Raw genomic sequence first — 22,347 nt, 5'->3', positions numbered from 1 at the left:
AAGATTTAAAGTAAGGAGTGTTTTAAGTGGCACGTGTTTTATTCATTAATGCTGGATCAGAAGGACATATAAATCCAACGTTGCAAGTTGTAGAAGAATTAGTTTCGCGTGGGGAAGAGGTAGTTTATTTTTCAATAGAAGCTTTCAGAGAACGTATTGAAAAAACAGGGGCTATTGTAAGAACAATTGACGAACAAAGGTTTATAAAAGCATTTCTTTCCGGTGGCCGAAATTATTTGCAGGAAAGAATAAATGGCCTTCTACATACAGCAGATGTTATTATACCAAGTGTTCTTGAACAAATTGAAGGAGAACATTTTGATTATATGATTCATGATTCGATGTTTGGCTGTGGCCGTATAATTGCTCAAATTTTAAAGCTTCCGGCAATAAATTCCTGTACATCTTTTGCACAAGATGAAAAATCATTTCAACAAATGTTAGATCACTTGTCTAAAAGTATCCCAGTGAAAGTTCAGGAGAGGATACATAATGATTTTGAAAGATTAACTAAGGAGGTTGCGGAAAAGTATAGTGTTGAAATAAACTCACCATATGAAGTTTTCTGTAATCCAGCGTCACTTACTATTGTATATACAATAAAAGAGTTCCAGCCTTTTGGAGATATGTTTAATGAAACATTTAAATTTGTAGGTCCATCCGTCCCTGCACAAGTAAAAAATGAAGACTTTGATTTTACTTCAATTGAAGAAAAAAGCCCGATTTACATTTCGCTAGGCACTGTTTTTAATGAAGCGCTTGATTTTTATAAACTTTGTATGAAGGCGTTCGAGAATAGCGAGCATACTATTGTAATGTCTATTGGTAATAAAACGAACATAAGTGATTTAGGTGAAATTCCTAAAAACTTCATTGTGAAAAACTATGTACCACAAACGAAACTACTTGCATATACAAAGTTGTTTATTACACATGGTGGAATGAACAGTACACATGAAGGGCTATATAACGGGATTCCACTCATTGTAATTCCGCAAAGTGCAGATCAGCCAGTAATCGCAAAGCAAGTGGAGAATCTAGGAGCTGGGATTAAGTTATCTATGAAAGAATTAACTGTAGAACAACTACGTGAAAGTGTAGAACTGGTATTAAATAATCCATCATATAAAGAAGTTGCATGGAATTTGAAGGAATCTTTCCTGAAATCTGGTGGCTATCAGGAAGCTGCTGATGAGATTTTTACATTTATAGGTCAATAATAAATAGAAAATTATACATGAGAAGAGTGTCTATATGAAATGATATAGACACTCTTTTTTTATATGAAGCGGAGAATTCGTTGTTTTGAAATGTTAAATATTCTGTTTTGTAAATTCGGACCATAGTTTTACGTGTTACTAATGCTTTCATCATTTCTGCACAACTTCTGCACATACTTTGATGATTTCTATGTCATGATATATTCATCAAGTGAAATATTTCACAAGAAATGAAATATATTTTCACTGCGGTGTATGCATAACACATACATCGTTACAAGATTGTCTCTTGTTATTCTTTTACATCGAAGCCCACATTACACTACGAATTATAACAAGAAGGGGACAGGAACATGAAGAATCAATTTTTAAAACAACTACAAAACATGAAAATGAACAAAAAAAGTCTAGGAGCTGTTGCATTAACAGCTGGAATTATTGGCACGACACTTATTCCTCAAAACGCATACGCGCACGGTTTTGTTGAAAAGCCGAGCAGCCGATCTGCTTTATGTAGTCCAACTTATGGTGCACTAAATGTAAACTGCGGAAGTGTTATGTATGAACCACAAAGTTTGGAAGCTCCAAAAGGGTTCCCGCAAACTGGCCCAGTTGATGGTCAAATCGCTTCTGCAGGTGGTAAGTTTGGTGGTATTTTAGATCAACAAACTGCCGATCGTTGGTTTAAAAATACAATTACAGGCGGGGAAAATACATTTACGTGGAAATATACAGCGCCTCACTTAACGAGCAAATGGCATTACTATATTACAAAAAAAGGATGGAATCCAAATAAAGCGCTCACAAGAGCAGATTTTGAACCAATTGGAACTGTGCAACATGATGGTTCTGCAGCCTCAAATCATTTAACTCACAAAATCAATGTACCTACTGATAGAAGTGGGTATCATGTAATTTTAGCAGTATGGGATGTAGCTGATACATCAAATGCATTCTATAATGTAATTGATGTTAATCTCATCAATGACGTAAAACCAGACACAGAAGCTCCAAGCATTCCAAATAGAATTCAGGCACAAAAAGTAACAGCGAATAGTATAGAACTAGCATGGACCGCTTCTACGGATAATGTAGGGGTAAAAGGGTATCAAATCTTCCGTAACGGAGAGATGATTGATACAGTACCAGGAACTCATTTTATTGATAAAAAATTACAACCAAGTACAGAATACTCTTATACTATAAAAGCAATTGACGCAGCTGGAAATGTATCGAAAGAAAGTGCAACGCTTACAGTGAAAACAACAGTTGAGGCTCCTGATACAGAAGCACCAACACAACCAAAAGGATTACATAGTATGGGAACGACAGCGTCAAGTGTGGATCTAATGTGGAGTCCTTCTGACGATAATATTGGTGTAGACCATTACGATATTTATAGAGAAACAAAAGGATCAATGGAAAAAATTGCAACATCCAATACGACTTCTTATATGGATAAATATTTACTCTCTAATACTACTTATAAATATGTAGTGAAAGCTGTTGATGTAGCTGGAAATGAATCTGTACAGAGTGATATATTCATAATTACTACAAAAACTGAAAGCGTTTCATATGAAGAATGGGATGCAAAGAAAGCATATGAAAAGGGAGATAAAGTTCTACACGAGGGAAAAGTATATGAAGCAGTCCAAAGTTATAAAGGAAATGGGGATCCAAACTGGATTTATGCCTTATCATTATGGAAAACAGTGTAAGCTTTACCTTGGTATGAACTAAGAGATAATGGGCTTTGATGCAAAAGGACATCTTGAGAATTCATTTTTCTATAAATAAAAAAGGGCAGTATATGAATACGTAAAGTAGTTTCATATACTGCCTTTTTTATTATGATAACATTTTCGTCATAAGTATATGCGGAATGCCATCTTCCATAAATACATCAGAAGAGGTTTGATAACCTAGTTTTTTATAAAATCCTTCAGCCTGTGTTTGACCGTGTAGTTTTACTTTTGTAGATTCTTTTTCACGAGCAATTTCTTCTAACGTTTGAATAATTACTTTTCCTAAACCGTATTTACGATAGTCTTTTAAAATACAAATACGTTCTAATTTTCCAGTTCCATCAACAAATCGTATGCGACCTGTACCAACAGGAAGCTCGTTATAATAAACTAAAATATGTTTACATTTCTCCCCGATTTCATCAAACATATCGAATTCATCTTCAAGTGGGACATTTTGTTCTTTTACAAATACTTCTTTTCGAATATGAAAGGCAGTTTCTAAATCTGTAAGTTCTGTTATGAGTTTGGAGTGCAAATTGTTCAATCCTTTCTAGTGTAATGTGCTTTTGTTTTCATAGTATATCATAATGTTACGTAATAACGAGAAAATATAAAAAAGCTGACTGTAAGAGTCAGCGTTCATTATAATTCCTGTATCCCGTTTTTTGTTCCAATAATCGCCTTACTAGTCATATTAACAAACAATCCGGTTTCAACTACACCAGTAATCATTTTTAATCTTTTGTGTAAATCGGAAGGAGTAGGTATATGATTAGGGAATATACAATCGATAATCATGTTATTATTATCGGTTATAAACGTTTCATTATTTTTTAAGCGTAACGTTGTTTGACATCCTAAAGATTGAATTTTACTTTCGGTTTGTTTCCATGCAAAAGGTATGATTTCAATAGGTAATGGAAAAGTCCCTAAACGTGTCACAACTTTTGATTCATCAACGATAATGATAAGTTCTTTCGAGGAGGAGGCTACAATTTTCTCGCGAAGTAATGCACCACCGCCTCCTTTAATAAGCTGTAAATTAGAATCAATTTCATCAGCGCCATCAATTGTAAGATCAAGACTTTGTACGTCGTTTAACGAAATCAACGGAATATTTAGCTGCTGTGCCAATGCTTCCGTTTCCTTTGATGTTGGGACAGCTTGAATTGATAATCCCTCTTTTACACGTTGACCTAATTTTTGTATCGTCCAGTATGCGGTTGATCCTGTACCAAGACCAATCTTCATACCATCTTTTACGAAGGTTGCAGCATATTCACCAGCTATCTGTTTTAAATCCATCGCTTTACTCCGCCGGACGTGGTCCAGCATCAAGACCTGAACTTTCAACTGTAAGTACTGGACGAACTACTATATCCTTATGTACACGCATTTGACAAGATAATCGTAAATGATCTTCAATTCCTTTTTCTGTCATCGCGTTTTTTTCATTCGCACTCGCTTCACAAAAATCACCGGCTATAATTTCTACTCTACAAGTTGTGCAACGTGCTTTTCCGCCGCAACGATGGAGTATGTTTACACCGTTATCTTCAATTGCTAATACTAATTTTGTGCCTTCTTTTACATCAAAAGTTCCCGCACCTTCAATTGTTAATTTTGGCAAATTTGTTCCTCCTCACGTAAAATTGTACATAACATATTTATGACCGCGAATTATTGAACATAAACATAATTTTTTTATATGCCCCGTAACTTTTTTATTTGTTGAATCGTTAATTAAGTAAGCGCTGAAAAGGAGTGGTTATTTTGTGCACAAAAGTAACTCATATTTTGAAAAATCATATCGATATGAATCATTCAAATATAACTTTTTTAATTGAGCAATACGGAGAGTTGAAAAGATACTGTACATTTTTAACGAAAAATAAATGGGATGGCGAAGATCTTGCCCAAGAAACGGTTTGTAAAGTACTTCAAAAATATAGTAATAAAGATATTTGTATGACGCTCGTATATAAAATAGCTAGAAATCGTTGGTTAGATCAAATAAAGTCAAAATCAGTTCATGAAAAAATAAGAGACCAAATTACTTTTGAAGAACCACATGAAAAAATTGCAGATTTGCATGAAATGGTAGGGAAAGTATTATCTTCATTAAATGTACAGCAATCCACGATTTTATTATTAAAGGATGTTTTTCAATATAGTATCGCTGATATTGCTAAAGTATGTTCCGTATCGGAAGGGGCAGTAAAAGCTTCTTTGTTTCGGAGTAGAAATAGGTTGAAAACTGTAAGTGAAGAAGGGATAGAGATAGTTGAATTCACAGACGATATGGAAGTTGTAGTAACGTCTATTCGAGAAGAGAGACCGGAATTATTAACGAAACTGCTTCCAACAATAGATTTTACTAAGTTACCATCTAAACAGCCAGTCTTATTATTTAATGTGAAACAACCTTCTTCCTACAGTTGTATGCTTTTAGCAGCATAACAATTATTGGAGGGATTTAAAATGAATGCAATTCCATATGTTGTAGAACAAACGAAATTAGGAGAACGTTCCTATGATATATACTCAAGGTTATTAAAAGACCGTATTGTTATTATTGGTTCAGAAATAAATGATCAAGTAGCGAGTAGTGTCGTAGCTCAATTATTATTTTTAGAAGCAGAAGATGCAGAGAAAGATATATTTTTATACATTAATAGTCCAGGCGGATCAACGACAGCAGGTTTTGCCATATTGGATACGATGAATTTAATCAAACCAGACGTGCAAACGCTATGCATGGGCTTTGCAGCATCATTTGGTGCATTGCTATTATTATCAGGTGCAAAAGGAAAACGGTTTGCACTCCCAAATAGTGAAATTATGATTCATCAGCCGCTTGGTGGTGCACAAGGGCAAGCAACGGAAATTGAAATCACAGCAAAAAGAATTTTAAAGTTAAAACATGATATTAATAAAATGATTGCAGAAAAAACAGGGCAACCGATTGAAAGAGTAGCACATGATACAGAAAGAGATTATTTTATGACCGCAGAAGAAGCAAAGGCATATGGGATTGTAGATGATGTTGTTACGAAAAAATAGCAGAAAGCAGGCTAGAGAGTAAAGTATATTCTCTAGCCTGTTTTATTAATCTTTTATCCATTCATCGACTAACGCTTGATTCTTTTTAATCCATTTTCGCGCCGCTTCTTCGGGATCTTTCGTTTTATTTAACTCGACCATTAATGTACCAAGCTGTTCATCGTTCATTTTCCATTTATCAAAGTATTTTATGATATCCGGATGATCTTTTTCGAAACCTTTACGAACGGAGTAATAAATGTCATCTTTTTCACCATATACTTTCTTAGGGTCTTTTAAATATTTTAAGTCAAATTCTGAAAAACCCCAATGTGGATTCCAAAGCGTAACAGCGATTGGTTTCTTTTTCGTATATGCTTTTTTTAGTTCACTCATCAAAGCAGCTTCAGAAGACTGGACAAGTTTTAGCTTTATATCATATTCCTTCATCGCTTTATTCGTTAAATTCATAAGACTGCTGCCAGGTTCAATTCCGACAATTTTATTATCTAGTTCATCTTTATGTGCATTTAGATCTTCAATGCTGTTTATGTTTTTCACATAAGAAGGGACAACTAAACCTAGTCCGGTTCCTTCATACCATTTTGATTTTAAGACAATATCATCTTTATAACGATCATTTAGTGGTTTATCCGTAACGGGTAGCCATACTTCTAAATTAGCATCAACATCACCGCGAGCAACACCAGTCCAAATTGCCGCTTTTTCTAAATACATGAGTTCAACTTTGTAGCCTTTTTGTTCTAGTAGTACCTTCCACATATTTGCAGTTGCAATGTTTTCTTTCCAACTTGTTACACCTAGTTTAATTTTTCCTTTCGAATTTGCATTTGTTGCATTACATGAAGAGAAAATCATAGTAATAAATAATGCAAGGCATATGAGCCATATTTTCTTTCTCATTAAAAACCTCCTAAGAAACGTTTGCTTTTTAAATAAATGTATAAGTAAGCATTCTTATTATGAACGGAAAAAAGAATTTTAAAGAAATCTTATAAATGTTATTTTTATGTAATATTTCTTTGCAAAATCGCAACACTATGTGAATAGATGGGTAGAAAAGGAGTAGTGACATGGATAATACAAAGGTACGTGTTGAAAACGTAACAAAAGTATTTGGGAAACACCCGCAAAGAGCGCTTACCTTATTAAAAGAGGGAAAAAGTAAATCGGAAATTTTGAAAGAGACAGGAATGAACGTTGGCGTAAAAAAGGCGACGTTCGAAGTATATACGGGAGAAATTTTCGTTATTATGGGATTGTCTGGTAGCGGGAAATCGACATTAGTTCGTATGTTAAACCAACTGATTAGACCAACAGCGGGGCATATATACATAGATGGAGAGGATATCGCAACGATGGGAAAAGAAGAGTTGCGAAGAGTGAGAAGAACGAAGATGAGCATGGTGTTTCAGAAATTCGCTCTATTCCCTCATCGTACCGTTTTGCAAAATGTTGCATATGGGTTGGAAATACAAGGAGTTCCAGTAGAGGAACGAGAGAGAAAAGCGTTAGAGTCCTTGAAGTTAGTTGGACTTGATCATCATAAAGATAATTATCCAAGTCAACTGAGTGGTGGTATGCAACAGCGTGTCGGCATTGCGAGAGCGCTTACGAATGATCCGGATGTTTTACTTATGGATGAGTCATTTAGTGCATTAGATCCACTGATTCGAAAAGAAATGCAAGATGAACTGTTAGAATTACAAGATAAAATGGAAAAAACAATTATTTTTATTACGCATGATTTAGATGAAGCCCTTCGAATTGGTGATCGAATTGCGTTAATGAAAGATGGAGAAGTTGTCCAAATTGGAACGCCAGAAGAAATTATGATGAGTCCTGCGAATGAATTTGTAGAGAAATTCGTGGCGGATGTGAATTTAGGAAAAGTAATAACGGCGGAATCTATATTAAAACGACCAGAGACGTTATTAATTGACCGTGGACCACGTGTAGCACTTCAAATTATGAGAAATGCCGGCGTTTCTACAGTGTATGTTGTTAACAAAAAATATGAGTTTTTAGGAATATTAACGGCAGATGATGCGAGTAAAGCAGTACAAAAGCAATGGCCGATTGCTGATTTATTACTTACCGATATTCCGCACGTGTATTTAGATACTTTACTGGAAGAAACTTATGCGAAAATGGCGGAGATGAAATATCCGTTACCAGTAATTGATGAGAAGAAAAGGCTAAGAGGAATTATTAAACGTGAAAGTGTCATTCAAGCTCTTGCAGGTAATATTGAAGAAGAGGTGAAAGACGATGAATAGTATACCACGTATTCCTTTAGGGGAATGGGTCGACTCATTTGTTGCAAGTTTATATGAGCACTTTGAAGGCTTATTCCGAGGATTCTCTTATATTATCGGTGGATTCGTTGATTTACTCACTAATTTTTTAACAATAATACCGGCTATATTGATGATTATTATTTTGTGTTTCCTCATTTGGTACACAACGAGAAAAGTATCTTTAGTTATTTTTACACTCATCGGATTATTATTTATTTTGAATATTAACTACTGGGCACAGACGATGCAGACATTAGCTCTTGTACTTACATCTGTTATTATTTCAATTATTGTAGGTATCCCAATTGGCATTTTAGCTTCGCAAAATGAACGGTTTTCAAAATTTTTAAAACCGACATTAGATTTTATGCAAACAATGCCGGCTTTCGTATATCTGATTCCTGCGATTACATTTTTCGGAGTAGGAGTAGTACCTGGGATTATTGCATCGGTAATCTTTGCAATGCCACCGACAATTCGTTTTACTGACTTAGGAATTAGACAAGTTCCAGAAGATTTAATAGAAGCAGCGAATGCGTTTGGCTCTACCGCATCACAAAAATTATTTAAAGTACAATTACCACTCGCAACTGGAACGATCATGGCTGGTGTGAACCAAAGTATTATGCTCTCTTTATCAATGGTAGTAACAGCATCGCTTGTAGGAGCTCCAGGTCTTGGAGTTGATGTATACCGCTCTGTGACACAAGTTAATATCGGGATGGGATTTGAAGCGGGACTAGCCATTGTTGTCATTGCGATTATATTAGATCGTATTACACAAGGATTTCACCAAAAAAGAAGATAACAAGAAAACACACTTTATTATACAAAGTGTGTTTTTTGTTTGAATAGATTATATTCGAACGATAACAGAACCGTCAGCTGACGCAAAAACTTGTTTTTTTATTTCATTGATTTAATTCTTCGATGAATAACGATATGTTTGTTTAACAGCGACTTGAAAATCTCTTCTTAAGAAGAGGATTATGTGGTGGAAAAGTATAAGTAATAAAGTACATTTTTTGGAAATTATTAAGTGGAATAGCGAATATATTAGGAGACAGTGACTTCATGTAAATAGATAGTATTTTGGAAGAAATTATGAGAGGAGATGCTATTTTGTCTAAAAAGAACAAAAGCAATGATGCCTTGGCAATAGGCGTCGGTATAGGGGTTGTAATCGGTGTAGTCCAAGGTTATTTTACAAATAATTTAGTAATCGGAATTGTGATTGGGATTGTAATTGGAGTTGTGGTTTTGAAGAAAAAATGAGGTGTAAATTCAATTCAAAATTTTCGTATTAAAAGAATGAATTTTCGGAATATAAATCCTATTTTTCCTTTTTTTATGATATTATATATAAAAAGGATGGTAATGGATATGCCAACAAATAATCAAGAAGAACAAAACTGCTTCATTTGTGAAAACCATAAAGGAAATATTACAGTTCCAGGTGGAGCTATTTACGAAGATGAACTCGTTTACGTTGGACATGTCCACTGGGATAGCGAAGAAACGTATCTTGGTTATGTAATGATAGATATAAAAAGATATGTACCTGGTCTTGCTGAGCTAACAGATGAAGAAGCAAAAAGGTTCGGACTTATATCAAGTAGAGTAAGTAAAGCACTAAAAGAAAGTGAAGGTGCCGAACATATTTACACTTTTGTTTCAGGGAATGGTGTACCACATATGCATATGCACATCATACCGCGTTATGCAAATACACCAAAAGAGTTTTGGTCACTGACTGAAGTAGAGAAATGGAACGGTGCGCCTTATAGTGATACAGAAAAAATCAAAAAACTATGCGAAAGAATACGAAAGTATATGGTGAGTGAATATGCATACAACAAATAATAGACAACATTCATGGATTGGAAGTAGAGAAATGTGTTTAGACGAAATTTCGGTAAAGCAATATGGTGATATCGTGCTCGGTGCATATGGTGGGAATATTAGTGCCGGAGCAAAAAAGAATGAAGATGGTGCGTTAGTTTGGTCAAATGGTGATTGGGAATTTGCAGCTATATTAGATGGACATAATAGTGCAGAAAGTGTTGATTTAGTAGTAAATACAATTCAAAAAGAATATGAAAATATAAAAGAAATGATGAATGAATCGATTGATACAGTATTTCGATCTATTGAAAATCATATTCTTACAATCTTACAATCTTCTTCATTTAAGGAAAAGTGTAAAAGAATTAAAGGTGAAACAGCTTGCTTACTATGTGTAAGAAAAGAAAATTATATATGGTGGCTATCTATTGGAGACTGTTTAGTTTATGTATTTCATGAAGAGTTACATAAGTTAGGACAATATGCATTAAATCAACGTCATTTTTACGAATGGATTGGAAATGTAAACACATTTGATTTACCTGTTCCTTGTTATTCAACAGGCATTCGTGAATTACGTAATGGAAAGAATCGAATTGTAATGGTGACAGATGGAGTATTAGAATGCGGGGAACGTCGGTATGAAACTCCTGTAAATCTGTATAGTGATATGAATAGAAATAATATAAAACTTGAAGAAAGTGTTCATCATGTATTAGAGCACGTTCATCATCAATTCGGACGCGATAGTGCGACAATTATTAGTTGGGACATTGATAATAAAGGAAAGGCTACTTATCCGAGTGATCAGCCAGAGAAAATAAAAGTAAGAAAATAAAAGGAGAGGGTTTTCTGTCAATTACCAAAATAACTCTATTAATTTTATGGGTACTATGTATATTCGTTTTTGAAAAAATAGCAAGAAAAAGATTAAACATCCCGAAACAAAAGGGATGGGATAATCAATATGTGAATAAAACACATAAATGGGGGAATAGAATTATTATTTTCTCTTATATAGTTGTTATTGCGATAAGTGCTTTGTTTCCAAACCGTATATTTATGGGGTATGTACCTCTTTTGTTTTTTATCACGTTATATGGATTTCAATCATATATGGAGTGGAAATATGATAAGGAATCGCGCGAGTTCTTGATTTCATTATTTGCAGTTACAGCGCTAATAATAACTGGATTAATTATATACTTCTTTCTTTAATAAATTTTCAATTAAAGATTTAAAGGAGGAAAATAATGAATAGATCTGTATTACGTGTAGAAGTTATTATTTATAATGGAGATAACTCAAAAGTGCTCGTTCAATGCGATGAAAATGAATCATTTTATCGTTTTCCAGGAGGCTCTATTGAATTTGGTGAACCAGCAAAAGAAGCGATAATACGAGAATTAATGGAAGAATACGATTTGAAAATTGATGTCCAAGAGCTAGCTGTTGTAAATGAGCATATTTTCGAGTGGAACAACGAAAAAGGACATCATTGTACATTGATATATTGGGGAACTGTTCAAGAGATGGTTACAAATGAAATAAGGCATAAAGAACATGAGAATATTATATTAATATGGAAGAGCATAGAGGAATTAAAGGAGAAGCCAACATATCCTGAAGGAATTGTAAGTTATTTAGAAGAGAATAACCATAATATAGTCCACTTTGTTTCTAAAAATATATAAAGTAATTGGAGGGATAACAATGGATATCTCTACAATTTTAATTATTATTATTGGACTGGGTATAGGTGGTTACTTTTTAGAACAGTTTTTAAGAAGAAAATTAAATATGGAGAAAAGAGGCTTCTTTGGATATAAGCATGTGAATAGTTTACATGTAAAATTAGAAATAGGTCTTATTATTATTTATGTAATAAGTAGTTGTTATTATATGTTTAAATTTGAAAACGCTAAAATGGCTTATGTCATGTTCACTTATTTAGGGATATCATGGACTTTAAGAGCATGGATGGAATGGAAATATGATAGAAAATCAAAAGAATATATACTTTCGATAACGGGAATGGTTTCTTTTATATTGATGCTCTCGATACTATTTTATTTCGTTCCACCTGCTGTATAATTAAAAATTTGATTATACATAATGAGATAACTAATAAATAAGAAACCATTTACTGCTAAATGGTTTCTTATTCAATTTAAACATTTAATTTCGCTAATACGGATTTAATGAAATTTGTTTTATCCTCTGCATATTGATGTTTATCATTAGGATTAGCCTGTGAAAGTTGAATCTTCAACTGTTCATACTGTATACGAGCAGTTTTATTGACTATTAAGTAATCTCTGAATTGCAATTGTTCTATTACATGTGTATTCCCTTTTTCATACATATGAATTTGATGAGTTCTTGGCTCACCTTTATTAAAATAATATCGTTCAGGCAATACATCTTTTCTATATTTATAGTTTAGTAGTTCTAATTTTTTAATACAATGTATACCGTCCCTATAATTTTCTAATTCAATTGCTATATCAATAATGGGCTTTGCACTTAAATGTGGAATAGAAGTACTACCAATATGGTGTATCGCTAAAATATGTTCGCCAATTTGTTCCTCAATGAATTGTTTCTCCTTTACAAATTCAATTGCCCACTCTTCAGTCCATGGAACTAAAAACACTTTACCATAGGGTAAACCTAACATTTAATTAGCACCTCTTTCAAAATGGTTTTCAATAAAGGTAATTACATTTTCTTAAAGCTTCTCAAAACAAGATATTCCCACAATCTCCAAGGAAGAATTTTCTTTGCAAAGATCATAAATTTTACACCTTTACCGATTGGATAACGTAAATTCGTACGCTTAGACTCAGCAATTTCTACAATTTTATTAGCAACATCTATCGGATTACCAAATGTATCACTGCCGCTATTAATATGTTTTTGTATTTTATCCATATATTCTTTGTAAGGAGAAGTAGTATCAGATTGGTTTGTAGCTAGTTGTTTACCAACTTCCCATATATTCGTGTTATAAGAACCAGGTTCCACTAAAGCAACATCTATTCCAAAAGGTTTCACTTCTAAACGAAGGGATTCACTCCATCCTTCTAATGCATATTTGGAAGAAACGTAAGGAGATAGACCAGGGAATCCAACTTGACCACTAATGCTGCTTATATTAATGATTTTCCCACTTTTTTGTACTCTCATATAAGGTAAAACAAGCTGAGTAATCGATATAGCACCAAAAAGATTCGTTTCAAATTGTTTGCGATATTCCTCTACTGGAATTTCTTCTACAAAGCCACCATTAGCATATCCTGCATTATTAATAAGGAGGTCTACTCTGTTTATTTCTTTTAAAAATAATTGAAAGGTATGTATAGAGTTTTGATCGGTTATATCTAATTGTTGGACTGTTATGTTGTGCAGCAAGTTTAGTTGAGTAGCTTGAGATAGTAAGTTCGCTTGTTTTTCAAGGTTTCTCATTGTAGCGATAACTAAATAATCTTTTTTTGCGAGTTCGAGTGTAGTTAATAGTCCAAATCCACTTGAGGATCCTGTAATAATTGCGACTTTTTTGTTCATTTTCTGCCAGCTTTCTTTTTCTTTTATCATAACGAGTTATGATAAGAAAATCTATTATTCTTACATTCGTTTTGAGAGCATTACCCGTTAATTCTATATTCTATGAGATTTTTAAAAGAGGAAATTATACGGACTCAGCGTATATAGAGAAGTGAGTATGAATACGTTTATGAAATGAGGGAAGAATAATGGCCCATGTGAAGGATGTATTAGCAGATCAGTTATTAGCGAATGCGAACGATCCTAGTTGGTATATTCCGTTTTCAGATGCAGTTAAGGGTTTATCTGAGAGGGAAGCTTTCTGGAAACCGAATGAAGAGAGTAACAGTATAGCTGAAATTGTACAACATTTATTGTATTGGAATTCTACGTGGCAAACTAGATATAAAGAATCGAATGTGAATGCTGTGCCCGCTATTGGAGATAATAACAAAAGTTTTATGCTTTCAAATAATCAAACTTTCGATGAATTACGAGAAAAACTACTAGAGAAACTGTTACTATGGCAAAATCTCATAAATGAAGAAAGGGTTGAAAGCGATGTAGTGGGATTTCCTGTTTCTGCAAAGTGGTGGGAAGTGCTAGCCAATGTAACTACTCATAATGCATATCATATCGGTCAAATTATTTACATCCGAAAATTACAGAAGAGTTTTGATGGTGAATAAGATAATAATTTTCAAATTAGGTGAACAAAAGTGGACAAAACGAGACTAATGTCTCATTTTGTCCACTTTTTTATTTTCAACATAGAGAGAAAACCTATTAAATCAAGGATTTGAAATTGGCACGGTACTTGCAATATAAAAGATGAACAAGAAAATAGGAGGGCTGAACATGTTAAAAACAACTGAAAGTAAAGGGAATGGAATTACGAAAGAACAAGCTCGCTGGATGTACGAAAAAATGTTAGAGATTCGTAAGTTTGAAGATAAGGTGCATGAATTATTCGCGCAAGGCGTTCTGCCAGGTTTCGTCCATTTATACGCTGGGGAAGAAGCGGTAGCAGTTGGTATATGTGCCCACTTAACGGATAGTGACAGTATTACAAGTACGCATAGAGGACATGGACACTGTATCGCAAAAGGTTGTGATTTAAACGGTATGATGGCTGAACTTTTCGGGAAAGCGACAGGATTATGTAAAGGTAAAGGCGGATCCATGCATATTGCTGATTTAGATAAAGGAATGCTTGGTGCAAATGGCATTGTAGGTGGTGGTTTCCCGCTTGCTTGCGGTTCGGCATTAACAGCTAAATATAAAGGAACGAAAGATGTAAGTGTTTGTTTCTTCGGTGATGGAGCAAATAATGAAGGAACATTCCATGAAGGGGTTAACTTAGCGGCGATTTGGAAGTTACCAGTTATTTTTATCGCTGAAAATAACGGTTACGGTGAAGCAACGACATTTGAATATGCTTCAAGTTGTGATTCTATTGCGGATCGTGCGAAAGCTTATAACATTCCAGGTGTTCAAGTGGATGGAAAAGATCTGCTAGCTGTATATAAAGCTGCTGAAGAAGCAGTAGAACGTGCGCGTAACGGCGGTGGTCCAACAATAATTGAATGTATGACATATCGTAATTACGGTCATTTCGAAGGTGAAGCACAAACGTATAAAACTTCAGAAGAAAAAGAAGAACATTTAAATGAAAAAGATGCGATTGTGAATTTCCGTAAGCATTTAATTCATGAAGCTTTATTAACTGAATCTGAGCTTGTAGATATGGAAAAGGCAGTAGATGAAGCGGTTCAAAAATCAATTGAATTTAGTGAAAATAGTCCATATCCAGAGGATGAAGAGTTATTAAAAGATGTATACGTTTCTTACAAATAAGAGGAGGGTGAAAAATAATGACTAGAACAGTAAGTATGTCAACTGCAATTAATGAAGCGATGAAAATATCGATGCGCCGTGATGAAAATGTAATTTTAATAGGAGAAGACGTTGCAGGTGGTGCACAAGTTGATCACTTGCAAGATGATGAAGCATGGGGTGGTGTTCTTGGTGTTACGAAAGGCCTTGTACAAGAATTTGGTCGAAATCGTATTTTAGATACACCAATTTCAGAAGCGGGTTACATGGGAGCAGCAATGGCAGCTGCGGCAACAGGACTACGTCCGATTGCTGAATTAATGTTTAATGATTTTATCGGTAGTTGTCTTGATCAAGTATTAAACCAAGGTGCAAAGTTCCGCTATATGTTCGGTGGTAAAGCGAAAGTGCCAGTTACAGTACGTACGATGCATGGTGCAGGTTTTAGCGCAGCTGCACAACATTCACAAAGTTTGTATGCGTTATTTACGAGCATTCCAGGTATAAAAGTTGTCGTTCCTTCTACTCCATATGACGCAAAAGGCTTACTATTAGCGGCAATTGAAGATGATGATCCGGTAATCTTCTTTGAAGATAAAACACTCTACAATATGAAGGGTGAAGTGCCAGAAGGTTATTACACAATTCCATTAGGAAAAGCGGATATTAAACGGGAAGGTTCTGACGTAACAATCGTCGCAATTGGAAAACAAGTTCATACAGCACTTGCGGCTGCTGAGCAATTATCGAAAAAAGGACTTGAAGTAGAAGTAATCGATCCACGTTCTTTATCACCGCTTGATGAAGATACGATTTTAGCATCAGTTGAAAAAACAAATCGCCTTATTGTTATTGATGAAGCAAACCCAAGATGTAGTATCGCAACAGATATTGCGGCAATTGTAGCGGATAAAGGATTTGATTTGTTAGATGCACCTATTAAACGAATTACAGCACCACATACACCAGTTCCGTTCTCGCCACCACTTGAAAAGTTATATTTACCAACGCCGGAAAAAGTAATTGAAACTGTATCAGAAATGATCGGAGACCAAACTTTATTACATGTGTAATAAAAAGATGAGAAGGGAGAGAGAAGCATGGCTGTAGAAGTTGTAATGCCGAAGTTAGGTATGGCGATGAAAGAAGGTATTATTACGAGCTGGAATATTAAAGCAGGCGATCATGTCTCAAAAGGTGAACTAATTGCTAGTATTAATTCGGAAAAAATCGAAACGGAAATAGAAGCACCAGCTGATGGAACTGTTCTTGATATAGCTGTTAGTGAAGATGAGGGAGTTCCACCTGGCACTGTCATTTGCTATATCGGTAAGCTGAACGAAAAAGTAGAAATCAATGAAAGTATAAATGTTGTAGAAGAAAAAGCACCTAATCTAGAGCCTAAAAAGGTCCAACATCCAGAACCATATGCGAAAGAAGTGGCGAAGCAAAGAATCAAAATTTCACCTGTAGCGAAGAAAATTGCAAAGTCTGAAAATCTAGATATCAAAGCATTAGTTGGTACAGGCCCTGGCGGAAGAATTACGAAGGCGGATGTATTAAAAGCGCTTGAAGAAAAAGTGACAGTTCCAGAAGTATTGGAACAAGAAGAAAGTAAAGTAATTCCTGTTACCGGTATGCGGAAAGCAATCGCAAACCGTATGCATGCAAGCTTACAAAATAGTGCGCAATTAACATTAACGATGAAAGTAGATGTTACAGATTTAGTTGCTTTACATAAAGAAATAGCGGCAGTTGTACAAAAACGATACGATAACAAACTAACTATTACGGATTTCGTTTCTCGTGCTGTTGTATTAGCGCTTGGAGAGCATAAAGAAATGAACAGTGCTTATATGGATGATACAATTCATCAATTTGAACATGTTCATTTAGGCATGGCAGTCGCATTAGAAAAAGGATTAGTCGTTCCAGCTATTCGCTTTGCTAATAATCTATCTTTAGTAGAGTTATCTAAACAAATTAAAAACGTTGCACAAAAAGCAAGAGAAGGTAGTTTAAGTAGTGATGATATGCAAGGGACAACCTTTACAATTAGTAATTTAGGTAGCTTCGGTATTGAATATTTTACGCCAGTATTAAATACACCTGAAACTGGTATTTTAGGTGTAGGTGCAATTGAACATGTTCCAGTATATAAAGGGAAGAAAATAAAAAAAGGCAGTATGTTACCTTTAAGTTTAACATTCGATCATCGTGTATTAGATGGTGCACCAGCAGCTGCATTTTTACGCACAATTAAACGTTATTTAGAAGAACCTGTAACAATTCTTTTATAAAGAGAAGGTGAGAGAATGAGTAAACTAGTCGTTATTGGTGGCGGACCTGCTGGCTATGTAGCGGCAATTACCGCAGCTCAAAATGGAAAAGATGTCACTCTTATTGATGAAGCTGATCTTGGCGGGACTTGTTTAAATGTTGGGTGCATGCCTACAAAATCATTGTTAGAAAGTGCAGAAGTGCATGACATTGTAAGAAAAGCGAATCATTATGGAGTTACACTCAATAATGGAAGTATATCAATTGATTGGAAGCAAATGCAGGCGAGGAAATCAAAAATTGTAACGCAGCTCGTTCAAGGAATTCAATATTTAATGAAGAAAAATAAAATAAAAGTTATACAAGGTAAAGCGAACTTTGAAACGGATCATCGTGTGCGGGTTATATACGGTGATAAAAAAGATGTAGTAGATGGAGAACAGTTCATTATAGCGGCAGGTTCAGAACCGACTGCATTACCCTTTGCTCCATTTGACGGAAAGTGGATTTTAAATAGTAGCCATGTAATGTCCATAGATTATATACCAAAATCATTATTAATCGTTGGCGGTGGTGTAATAGGATGCGAGTTTGCAAGTATTTATAGTCGTCTTGGAACAAAAGTTACGATTGTTGAAATGGCACCGCAATTATTACCAGGTGAAGATGAAGATATCGCACACATTTTAAGAGGGAAACTAGAAAATGATGGTGTAGAAATATTTACAGGAGCAGCTTTAAAAGGATTAAATAATTATAAGAAGCAGGCTTCATTTGAATATGAAGGAAGTATCCAAGAAGTTAATCCAGAATTTGTTCTCGTTTCTGTCGGCCGAAAACCACGTGTACAACAATTAGATTTAGAAAAAGCAGGCATTCAATATTCAAATAAAGGAATTTCTGTGAATGAACATATGCAAACCAATGTATCACATATTTATGCAGCAGGAGATGTGATTGGTGGAATCCAGCTTGCTCACGTTGCATTCCATGAAGGAACGACGGCAGCATTACACGCGAGTGGAGAAGATGTAAAAGTAAACTACCATGCTGTACCTCGCTGTATTTATACCGCTCCAGAAATTGCTAGTGTCGGTTTAACAGAAAAAGATGCAAGAGAGCAGTACGGTGACATACAAATTGGAGAATTTCCTTTTACAGCAAATGGAAAAGCACTTATTATTGGAGAACAAACGGGGAAAGTAAAAGTTATTGTGGAACCTAAATATCAAGAAATTGTTGGAATTTCTATTATTGGTCCTCGTGCAACAGAACTAATTGGTCAAGGAACTGTAATGATTCATACGGAAGTTACTGCCGATATTATGAGAGATTATATTGCAGCGCATCCAACTTTATCTGAAGCGATTCATGAAGCTTTATTGCAAGCGGTAGGACATGCTGTACACGCTTAAATGGAATTATAATAAACCACTATTCTCTAAATGAATAAGAGAATAGTGGTTTGAATTTTTACGGGAGAAATTGAATATCCTATTATTTTTTTACGTCAATCGCTGAAGTAATATCGTTCCAATCAGCAGCTAAATTAGCAGTTTTACCGTACCAATCCGCATGTTTGAATACAACACCTTTTCCATAGCCTTGTGTTGAAGTATGCTCCCAAAGTGTCGTTGAATAACTTGCTGAAGGTGATGCTGTACTTACAGAGGAAATTCTGTCGTTCCAGCTAGATGGTAAGTTTTTAAAGCCGCTGCTCCAGTAAATATATTGACCACCTTTATCTTTATGTTCATAAAAATCAGTACTACCAGCACCGCTACCTAAAGGATTAATTTTATTTTTAAGTACTTTTTTATCCTTTTCAATATAAGCATCTAATGTTTCGCGGCTAGTAAAACCATAAGCTAGCCAATCTCCATTTTCATTTTGCTCTGGTAATACCATAGTAATTTGGATGTCTTTCTTATCTTGATCACTTAATTTTGTAAGAGAATTAACATTCTGTTCATCCACTTTTAAATAATCAAAAGACTTAATTGTATTACCTTTTTCTTCAGCACTTGCTACTCCTAGTCCTCCAGTTAATGCAAATCCCGCTACTAATGTACCTGCTACTAATTTCTTCAACATATAACCATCCCTTTTAGTTTAGATTTTTGTACAGGTGAATCTTTGTACTAGTAAAATGTATTCTAATTATCAACTATTGTAAATATTCTGAAGTTTTAGAAATAAAAGATGGAATATTTACAGTTTTGCATTTTTTCTTTAGAAAAAATAGTTATTAGAATGATATAATAAATAGATATATCACTTTTGTTGGATGTTAAAATGTTTTAGGAGGGAAGCTGAAGAAGTAACGATTTGTGCAAAAGATGTATTGCTGGAGATAGATTACTAGTAAACTTGATTACTTTACAAACAAAAAAACAGTCGTATTTGACTGTTTTTTATTTAATTGCTAAATTATCAAGTTTCCAATATGTATCTGTTAATGGCGCAGCTTTGCTATCTATGTATAAATACATATTATTTAAATCTTTTGGAGAATCTTTCATATTAAATACAATGTCGGTAGTTAAAGAAAACTCAGATGGAACCTTTTTAGCATTTTCATTTTGTATAACTTTACCTTTGTATTTTTTACCCGTTTTTTCATCTTTTATGAAATATTTTATTTCTGAAAGATCTATCGTTTGTCCGTCAACACGAGCATTATTTATAGTAACGCGAGCTGTGAGACGCCACTCTTTGTCTATTTTTTCAAATTTAGCATTTTCAACAGTTGCTCTATAGTATTCGTTTTTAAAGATTTCCCCATAGTGCATTGCATTTTTTGCTAGAGCGCTTTTTTCTTGTTTTGGTGTAGCATTTCCACTACATCCTGCCATTATCCCTGTAAATAATAATGCTGTACAAGTTACTTTCATTATAGATTTCATAATAATTCCTTTCTGTGTTAAAAAGTAAAACATAGGCATAATTTTACATGAATAGGAAAGGAAATGGAAGTATATTTGCGGAATATGCAAATGTACATTTATTTTGTTGTCAAGTTAATGGAATAGAAAGAGGGAAAAAGCTGAATAAAACGGAGTGAATAAGAAGTGAAAATATTGTAAAGCGGAAGAGACATGCATATAATTAAAATAAGGATAAGATTTCAGAATCTTCAATAACAGAGGTGGACACATGTTTACTGAAGAGCGTAGAGAGAAAATTTTAGAGTTACTTAAGAAAAATGGAAGGGTAATTGCAAAGGATCTTGCGGAAAGTTTCGATATGTCTATCGATTCTATAAGAAGAGATTTGTCTATTATGGAGAAGGATGGCTTGTTAAAAAGAACACATGGAGGAGCAATTGAACTTGCTAGAGTACGGAATTTAGCTACCAAGCCATTGAAACGTTATAGTAATGGTTCTGTATATGAAGACGCAATTGCAAAAATCGCAGCTTCTTATATACAAGAAGGAGATTCCGTTTTTATTGGTGGAGCTTCCATTCATTATGCCATGTTAAAATATTTACCTGAAACATCATTTACAGTTATTACGAATGCTTTAGAAATTGCTAGTACGTTACGGGAATATAAGAACATTGATATGTACTTAATTGGTGGAATGGTGAAACCATCAGGAAATATGACAGATACACTTGCCTCAGAGTTGATAAGTAGATTTTCTATTGATCTTAATTTCTCTACAGGTGGTGGCATTTCATTGAATGGTATAAGTACTGCAACGCCGGAAGTTGCTTTTTTTAGTAAAACAGTAAGTAAGATTGCTAGAAGAAATATTTGTTTAGCTCCTCATAATAAACTTGGAATAGACTACTTTATAAAAGGAGAGTCACTGATTGAAATTGACCTTATAATAACAGATTCGGAGGCTAGTAAAGAAACAATTCAAGAATTTGAGAAACAAGGTAAAGAAATTGTAATATCATCAATAGACTGCATTTAAAAGGAGTTTGAAATGATTATAAAAGGGCAAGAGTTTCACATAAATGGATTAGTTTATACAGTTCGTCCTGCAGCTGAAACAGATGCGGAACAGTTGTCGGAAATTAGAGTTCAGATCGATGGAGAAACTGAAAATATGGATAGAGAAGCTGGAGAGGGATTTATAGATAAGATAGGGTTTCAAAAAATAATAAAAACAGATAGTGAAGAGAGTAAGAATCTGTTTTTAGTTGCAGAAGTGCACAACCGAATCGTTGGATTTTCAAGGTGCGAAGGTTCAAATCTGAAGAGGTTATCTCATAAAGTAGAATTTGGCGTTTGTATTTTAAAAGAGTTTTGGGGATATGGAATGGGTAAGAGGTTATTGCAACAATCTATTCATTGGGCTGATGAAAATGAGATTAAAAAGATATCATTACAAGTATTAGAGACAAACGAAAAAGCCATTCAGCTATATAAAAAATTAGGTTTTGAAGTAGAAGGTATTTTAAAAAATGATAAAAGGCTGTCGGATGGGAAGTATTATAATACGGTTGTAATGGGAAGGTGTATTTGAGTCTGTTCATTAAAGAGGTGGAAA

General features: G+C 34.4%; 27 protein-coding genes. 19 read left to right on the top strand and 8 right to left on the bottom strand.

The features are described from left to right. Window positions 1-26 precede the first annotated feature (26 nt). Both PQF83_RS07940 and PQF83_RS07935 read left to right on the top strand, forming a co-directional pair. On the top strand, window positions 27-1,220 hold the full coding sequence (locus tag PQF83_RS07940) for a macrolide family glycosyltransferase (protein WP_000124900.1): 1,194 nt from the start codon (window positions 27-29) through the stop codon (window positions 1,218-1,220). Between the two features lie 353 nt (window positions 1,221-1,573). Then, window positions 1,574-2,941, top strand: coding sequence for a lytic polysaccharide monooxygenase (locus tag PQF83_RS07935; RefSeq protein WP_196240861.1), 1,368 nt, complete (start codon window positions 1,574-1,576; stop codon window positions 2,939-2,941). Between the two features lie 130 nt (window positions 2,942-3,071). Here the strand turns inward: PQF83_RS07935 and PQF83_RS07930 are convergent, their stop codons facing one another. The 3 genes from PQF83_RS07930 to PQF83_RS07920 form a co-directional block, all read right to left on the bottom strand. Further along, window positions 3,072-3,506, bottom strand: a complete 435-nt coding sequence (locus PQF83_RS07930; RefSeq protein ID WP_000555715.1) for a GNAT family N-acetyltransferase — start codon at window positions 3,504-3,506, stop codon at window positions 3,072-3,074. Between the two features lie 107 nt (window positions 3,507-3,613). Continuing rightward, the gene (gene rpiA / locus PQF83_RS07925) at window positions 3,614-4,276 is read right to left on the bottom strand and encodes a ribose 5-phosphate isomerase A (protein WP_000364536.1); all 663 of its coding nucleotides are present in this window, start codon (window positions 4,274-4,276) and stop codon (window positions 3,614-3,616) included. A gap of 4 nt (window positions 4,277-4,280) precedes the next feature. Then, window positions 4,281-4,601: a 2Fe-2S iron-sulfur cluster-binding protein gene (locus tag PQF83_RS07920; RefSeq protein WP_001125380.1), complete on the bottom strand. Its 321-nt coding sequence runs from the start codon at window positions 4,599-4,601 to the stop codon at window positions 4,281-4,283. 143 nt (window positions 4,602-4,744) lie between these two features. Between PQF83_RS07920 and PQF83_RS07915 the strand changes: the two genes are divergently transcribed. Both PQF83_RS07915 and clpP read left to right on the top strand, forming a co-directional pair. Next, window positions 4,745-5,431 (top strand): RNA polymerase subunit sigma-70, encoded by a 687-nt coding sequence (locus PQF83_RS07915; RefSeq protein ID WP_000337497.1) that lies wholly within the window; start codon window positions 4,745-4,747, stop codon window positions 5,429-5,431. 21 nt (window positions 5,432-5,452) lie between these two features. After that, complete coding sequence (gene clpP, locus PQF83_RS07910) at window positions 5,453-6,034, top strand: ATP-dependent Clp endopeptidase proteolytic subunit ClpP (protein WP_000991625.1); 582 nt, start codon at window positions 5,453-5,455, stop codon at window positions 6,032-6,034. A 45-nt stretch (window positions 6,035-6,079) separates the two neighbouring features. Here clpP and PQF83_RS07905 read toward each other — a convergent pair whose 3' ends face one another. Beyond that, a complete protein-coding gene (locus PQF83_RS07905) occupies window positions 6,080-6,937 on the bottom strand; it encodes a glycine betaine ABC transporter substrate-binding protein (RefSeq protein WP_001227645.1) in 858 nt (285 codons plus the stop codon). 170 nt (window positions 6,938-7,107) lie between these two features. On the opposite strand from PQF83_RS07905, the gene PQF83_RS07900 reads away from it, so the two are divergent. The 8 genes from PQF83_RS07900 (at window position 7,108) to PQF83_RS07865 (ending at window position 12,273) form a co-directional block, all read left to right on the top strand. Continuing rightward, complete coding sequence (locus PQF83_RS07900) at window positions 7,108-8,313, top strand: quaternary amine ABC transporter ATP-binding protein (protein WP_000370623.1); 1,206 nt, start codon at window positions 7,108-7,110, stop codon at window positions 8,311-8,313. After that, on the top strand, window positions 8,306-9,142 hold the full coding sequence (locus tag PQF83_RS07895) for an ABC transporter permease (protein WP_001084762.1): 837 nt from the start codon (window positions 8,306-8,308) through the stop codon (window positions 9,140-9,142). Before PQF83_RS07900 ends, PQF83_RS07895 begins: the two co-directional genes overlap by 8 nt. A 296-nt stretch (window positions 9,143-9,438) precedes the next feature. Then, window positions 9,439-9,609, top strand: coding sequence for a hypothetical protein (locus tag PQF83_RS07890; RefSeq protein ID WP_002163622.1), 171 nt, complete (start codon window positions 9,439-9,441; stop codon window positions 9,607-9,609). A 102-nt stretch (window positions 9,610-9,711) separates the two neighbouring features. After that, a complete protein-coding gene (locus PQF83_RS07885) occupies window positions 9,712-10,197 on the top strand; it encodes an HIT family protein (RefSeq protein WP_002163623.1) in 486 nt (161 codons plus the stop codon). Further along, window positions 10,181-11,017, top strand: coding sequence for a PP2C family serine/threonine-protein phosphatase (locus PQF83_RS07880; RefSeq protein ID WP_000557570.1), 837 nt, complete (start codon window positions 10,181-10,183; stop codon window positions 11,015-11,017). Before PQF83_RS07885 ends, PQF83_RS07880 begins: the two co-directional genes overlap by 17 nt. Before the next feature lie 41 nt (window positions 11,018-11,058). After that, window positions 11,059-11,397 (top strand): DUF4181 domain-containing protein, encoded by a 339-nt coding sequence (locus PQF83_RS07875; protein ID WP_071735919.1) that lies wholly within the window; start codon window positions 11,059-11,061, stop codon window positions 11,395-11,397. 35 nt (window positions 11,398-11,432) lie between these two features. Next, window positions 11,433-11,873, top strand: coding sequence for an NUDIX domain-containing protein (locus tag PQF83_RS07870; RefSeq protein ID WP_001082139.1), 441 nt, complete (start codon window positions 11,433-11,435; stop codon window positions 11,871-11,873). Window positions 11,874-11,892: 19 nt separating this feature from the next. Then, a complete protein-coding gene (locus PQF83_RS07865) occupies window positions 11,893-12,273 on the top strand; it encodes a DUF4181 domain-containing protein (RefSeq protein ID WP_000355403.1) in 381 nt (126 codons plus the stop codon). A 76-nt stretch (window positions 12,274-12,349) separates the two neighbouring features. Here PQF83_RS07865 and PQF83_RS07860 read toward each other — a convergent pair whose 3' ends face one another. Together PQF83_RS07860 and PQF83_RS07855 are read right to left on the bottom strand one after the other, a co-directional pair. Next, window positions 12,350-12,859, bottom strand: a complete 510-nt coding sequence (locus PQF83_RS07860; protein WP_000901188.1) for a GrpB family protein — start codon at window positions 12,857-12,859, stop codon at window positions 12,350-12,352. 41 nt (window positions 12,860-12,900) lie between these two features. Beyond that, window positions 12,901-13,746, bottom strand: a complete 846-nt coding sequence (locus tag PQF83_RS07855) for an oxidoreductase (RefSeq protein WP_001036865.1) — start codon at window positions 13,744-13,746, stop codon at window positions 12,901-12,903. Window positions 13,747-13,934: 188 nt separating this feature from the next. Here PQF83_RS07855 and PQF83_RS07850 point away from each other — a divergent pair, with 188 nt between their 5' ends. The 5 genes from PQF83_RS07850 to lpdA all read left to right on the top strand — a co-directional run bounded on the left by PQF83_RS07850 (window position 13,935) and on the right by lpdA (window position 19,256). After that, window positions 13,935-14,414 (top strand): DinB family protein, encoded by a 480-nt coding sequence (locus PQF83_RS07850; RefSeq protein WP_000951610.1) that lies wholly within the window; start codon window positions 13,935-13,937, stop codon window positions 14,412-14,414. A 169-nt stretch (window positions 14,415-14,583) separates the two neighbouring features. Beyond that, window positions 14,584-15,582: an acetoin:2,6-dichlorophenolindophenol oxidoreductase subunit alpha gene (acoA, locus tag PQF83_RS07845; protein ID WP_000921302.1), complete on the top strand. Its 999-nt coding sequence runs from the start codon at window positions 14,584-14,586 to the stop codon at window positions 15,580-15,582. A gap of 17 nt (window positions 15,583-15,599) precedes the next feature. Further along, on the top strand, window positions 15,600-16,634 hold the full coding sequence (gene acoB, locus PQF83_RS07840; RefSeq protein WP_000198894.1) for an acetoin:2,6-dichlorophenolindophenol oxidoreductase subunit beta: 1,035 nt from the start codon (window positions 15,600-15,602) through the stop codon (window positions 16,632-16,634). A 27-nt stretch (window positions 16,635-16,661) separates the two neighbouring features. After that, window positions 16,662-17,861 (top strand): dihydrolipoamide acetyltransferase family protein, encoded by a 1,200-nt coding sequence (locus tag PQF83_RS07835; RefSeq protein ID WP_000257752.1) that lies wholly within the window; start codon window positions 16,662-16,664, stop codon window positions 17,859-17,861. Window positions 17,862-17,876: 15 nt separating this feature from the next. Beyond that, window positions 17,877-19,256: a dihydrolipoyl dehydrogenase gene (gene lpdA / locus PQF83_RS07830; RefSeq protein ID WP_000041191.1), complete on the top strand. Its 1,380-nt coding sequence runs from the start codon at window positions 17,877-17,879 to the stop codon at window positions 19,254-19,256. An 82-nt stretch (window positions 19,257-19,338) separates the two neighbouring features. Here the strand turns inward: lpdA and PQF83_RS07825 are convergent, their stop codons facing one another. Further along, complete coding sequence (locus tag PQF83_RS07825) at window positions 19,339-19,935, bottom strand: hypothetical protein (RefSeq protein WP_000914447.1); 597 nt, start codon at window positions 19,933-19,935, stop codon at window positions 19,339-19,341. A gap of 320 nt (window positions 19,936-20,255) precedes the next feature. Further along, entirely contained in the window at window positions 20,256-20,747 is a 492-nt protein-coding gene (locus PQF83_RS07820) for a hypothetical protein (RefSeq protein WP_000836189.1), read from the bottom strand. A 250-nt stretch (window positions 20,748-20,997) separates the two neighbouring features. Here PQF83_RS07820 and PQF83_RS07815 point away from each other — a divergent pair, with 250 nt between their 5' ends. Both PQF83_RS07815 and PQF83_RS07810 read left to right on the top strand, forming a co-directional pair. Continuing rightward, complete coding sequence (locus tag PQF83_RS07815) at window positions 20,998-21,768, top strand: DeoR/GlpR family DNA-binding transcription regulator (RefSeq protein ID WP_000493623.1); 771 nt, start codon at window positions 20,998-21,000, stop codon at window positions 21,766-21,768. Window positions 21,769-21,780: 12 nt separating this feature from the next. Further along, complete coding sequence (locus PQF83_RS07810) at window positions 21,781-22,323, top strand: GNAT family N-acetyltransferase (protein WP_000584348.1); 543 nt, start codon at window positions 21,781-21,783, stop codon at window positions 22,321-22,323. Window positions 22,324-22,347 lie beyond the last annotated feature (24 nt).

The organism is Bacillus sp. FF-1 (assembly GCF_028548245.1).
Taxonomy (GTDB): domain Bacteria; phylum Bacillota; class Bacilli; order Bacillales; family Bacillaceae_G; genus Bacillus_A; species Bacillus_A paranthracis.
The sequence above is the reverse complement of the archived record's forward strand: the minus strand, read 5'-3'. Positions and strand labels throughout refer to the sequence as shown.

What these genes read in the sequence shown, in the direction of transcription:
- PQF83_RS07880 (WP_000557570.1), top strand. Translation starts at nt 10,181, where the DNA reads ATGCATACAACAAATAATAGACAACATTCATGGATTGGAAGTAGAGAA.
- lpdA (WP_000041191.1), top strand. Translation starts at nt 17,877, where the DNA reads ATGAGTAAACTAGTCGTTATTGGTGGCGGACCTGCTGGCTATGTAGCG.
- PQF83_RS07905 (WP_001227645.1), bottom strand. Translation starts at nt 6,937, where the DNA reads ATGAGAAAGAAAATATGGCTCATATGCCTTGCATTATTTATTACTATG.
- PQF83_RS07885 (WP_002163623.1), top strand. Translation starts at nt 9,712, where the DNA reads ATGGATATGCCAACAAATAATCAAGAAGAACAAAACTGCTTCATTTGT.
- PQF83_RS07810 (WP_000584348.1), top strand. Translation starts at nt 21,781, where the DNA reads ATGATTATAAAAGGGCAAGAGTTTCACATAAATGGATTAGTTTATACA.
- PQF83_RS07935 (WP_196240861.1), top strand. Translation starts at nt 1,574, where the DNA reads ATGAAGAATCAATTTTTAAAACAACTACAAAACATGAAAATGAACAAA.
- PQF83_RS07820 (WP_000836189.1), bottom strand. Translation starts at nt 20,747, where the DNA reads ATGAAATCTATAATGAAAGTAACTTGTACAGCATTATTATTTACAGGG.
- clpP (WP_000991625.1), top strand. Translation starts at nt 5,453, where the DNA reads ATGAATGCAATTCCATATGTTGTAGAACAAACGAAATTAGGAGAACGT.
- PQF83_RS07825 (WP_000914447.1), bottom strand. Translation starts at nt 19,935, where the DNA reads ATGTTGAAGAAATTAGTAGCAGGTACATTAGTAGCGGGATTTGCATTA.
- PQF83_RS07835 (WP_000257752.1), top strand. Translation starts at nt 16,662, where the DNA reads ATGGCTGTAGAAGTTGTAATGCCGAAGTTAGGTATGGCGATGAAAGAA.
- acoB (WP_000198894.1), top strand. Translation starts at nt 15,600, where the DNA reads ATGACTAGAACAGTAAGTATGTCAACTGCAATTAATGAAGCGATGAAA.
- PQF83_RS07895 (WP_001084762.1), top strand. Translation starts at nt 8,306, where the DNA reads ATGAATAGTATACCACGTATTCCTTTAGGGGAATGGGTCGACTCATTT.
- PQF83_RS07860 (WP_000901188.1), bottom strand. Translation starts at nt 12,859, where the DNA reads ATGTTAGGTTTACCCTATGGTAAAGTGTTTTTAGTTCCATGGACTGAA.
- PQF83_RS07855 (WP_001036865.1), bottom strand. Translation starts at nt 13,746, where the DNA reads ATGAACAAAAAAGTCGCAATTATTACAGGATCCTCAAGTGGATTTGGA.
- acoA (WP_000921302.1), top strand. Translation starts at nt 14,584, where the DNA reads ATGTTAAAAACAACTGAAAGTAAAGGGAATGGAATTACGAAAGAACAA.
- PQF83_RS07890 (WP_002163622.1), top strand. Translation starts at nt 9,439, where the DNA reads ATGAGAGGAGATGCTATTTTGTCTAAAAAGAACAAAAGCAATGATGCC.
- PQF83_RS07900 (WP_000370623.1), top strand. Translation starts at nt 7,108, where the DNA reads ATGGATAATACAAAGGTACGTGTTGAAAACGTAACAAAAGTATTTGGG.
- PQF83_RS07865 (WP_000355403.1), top strand. Translation starts at nt 11,893, where the DNA reads ATGGATATCTCTACAATTTTAATTATTATTATTGGACTGGGTATAGGT.
- PQF83_RS07815 (WP_000493623.1), top strand. Translation starts at nt 20,998, where the DNA reads ATGTTTACTGAAGAGCGTAGAGAGAAAATTTTAGAGTTACTTAAGAAA.
- PQF83_RS07850 (WP_000951610.1), top strand. Translation starts at nt 13,935, where the DNA reads ATGGCCCATGTGAAGGATGTATTAGCAGATCAGTTATTAGCGAATGCG.
- rpiA (WP_000364536.1), bottom strand. Translation starts at nt 4,276, where the DNA reads ATGGATTTAAAACAGATAGCTGGTGAATATGCTGCAACCTTCGTAAAA.
- PQF83_RS07870 (WP_001082139.1), top strand. Translation starts at nt 11,433, where the DNA reads ATGAATAGATCTGTATTACGTGTAGAAGTTATTATTTATAATGGAGAT.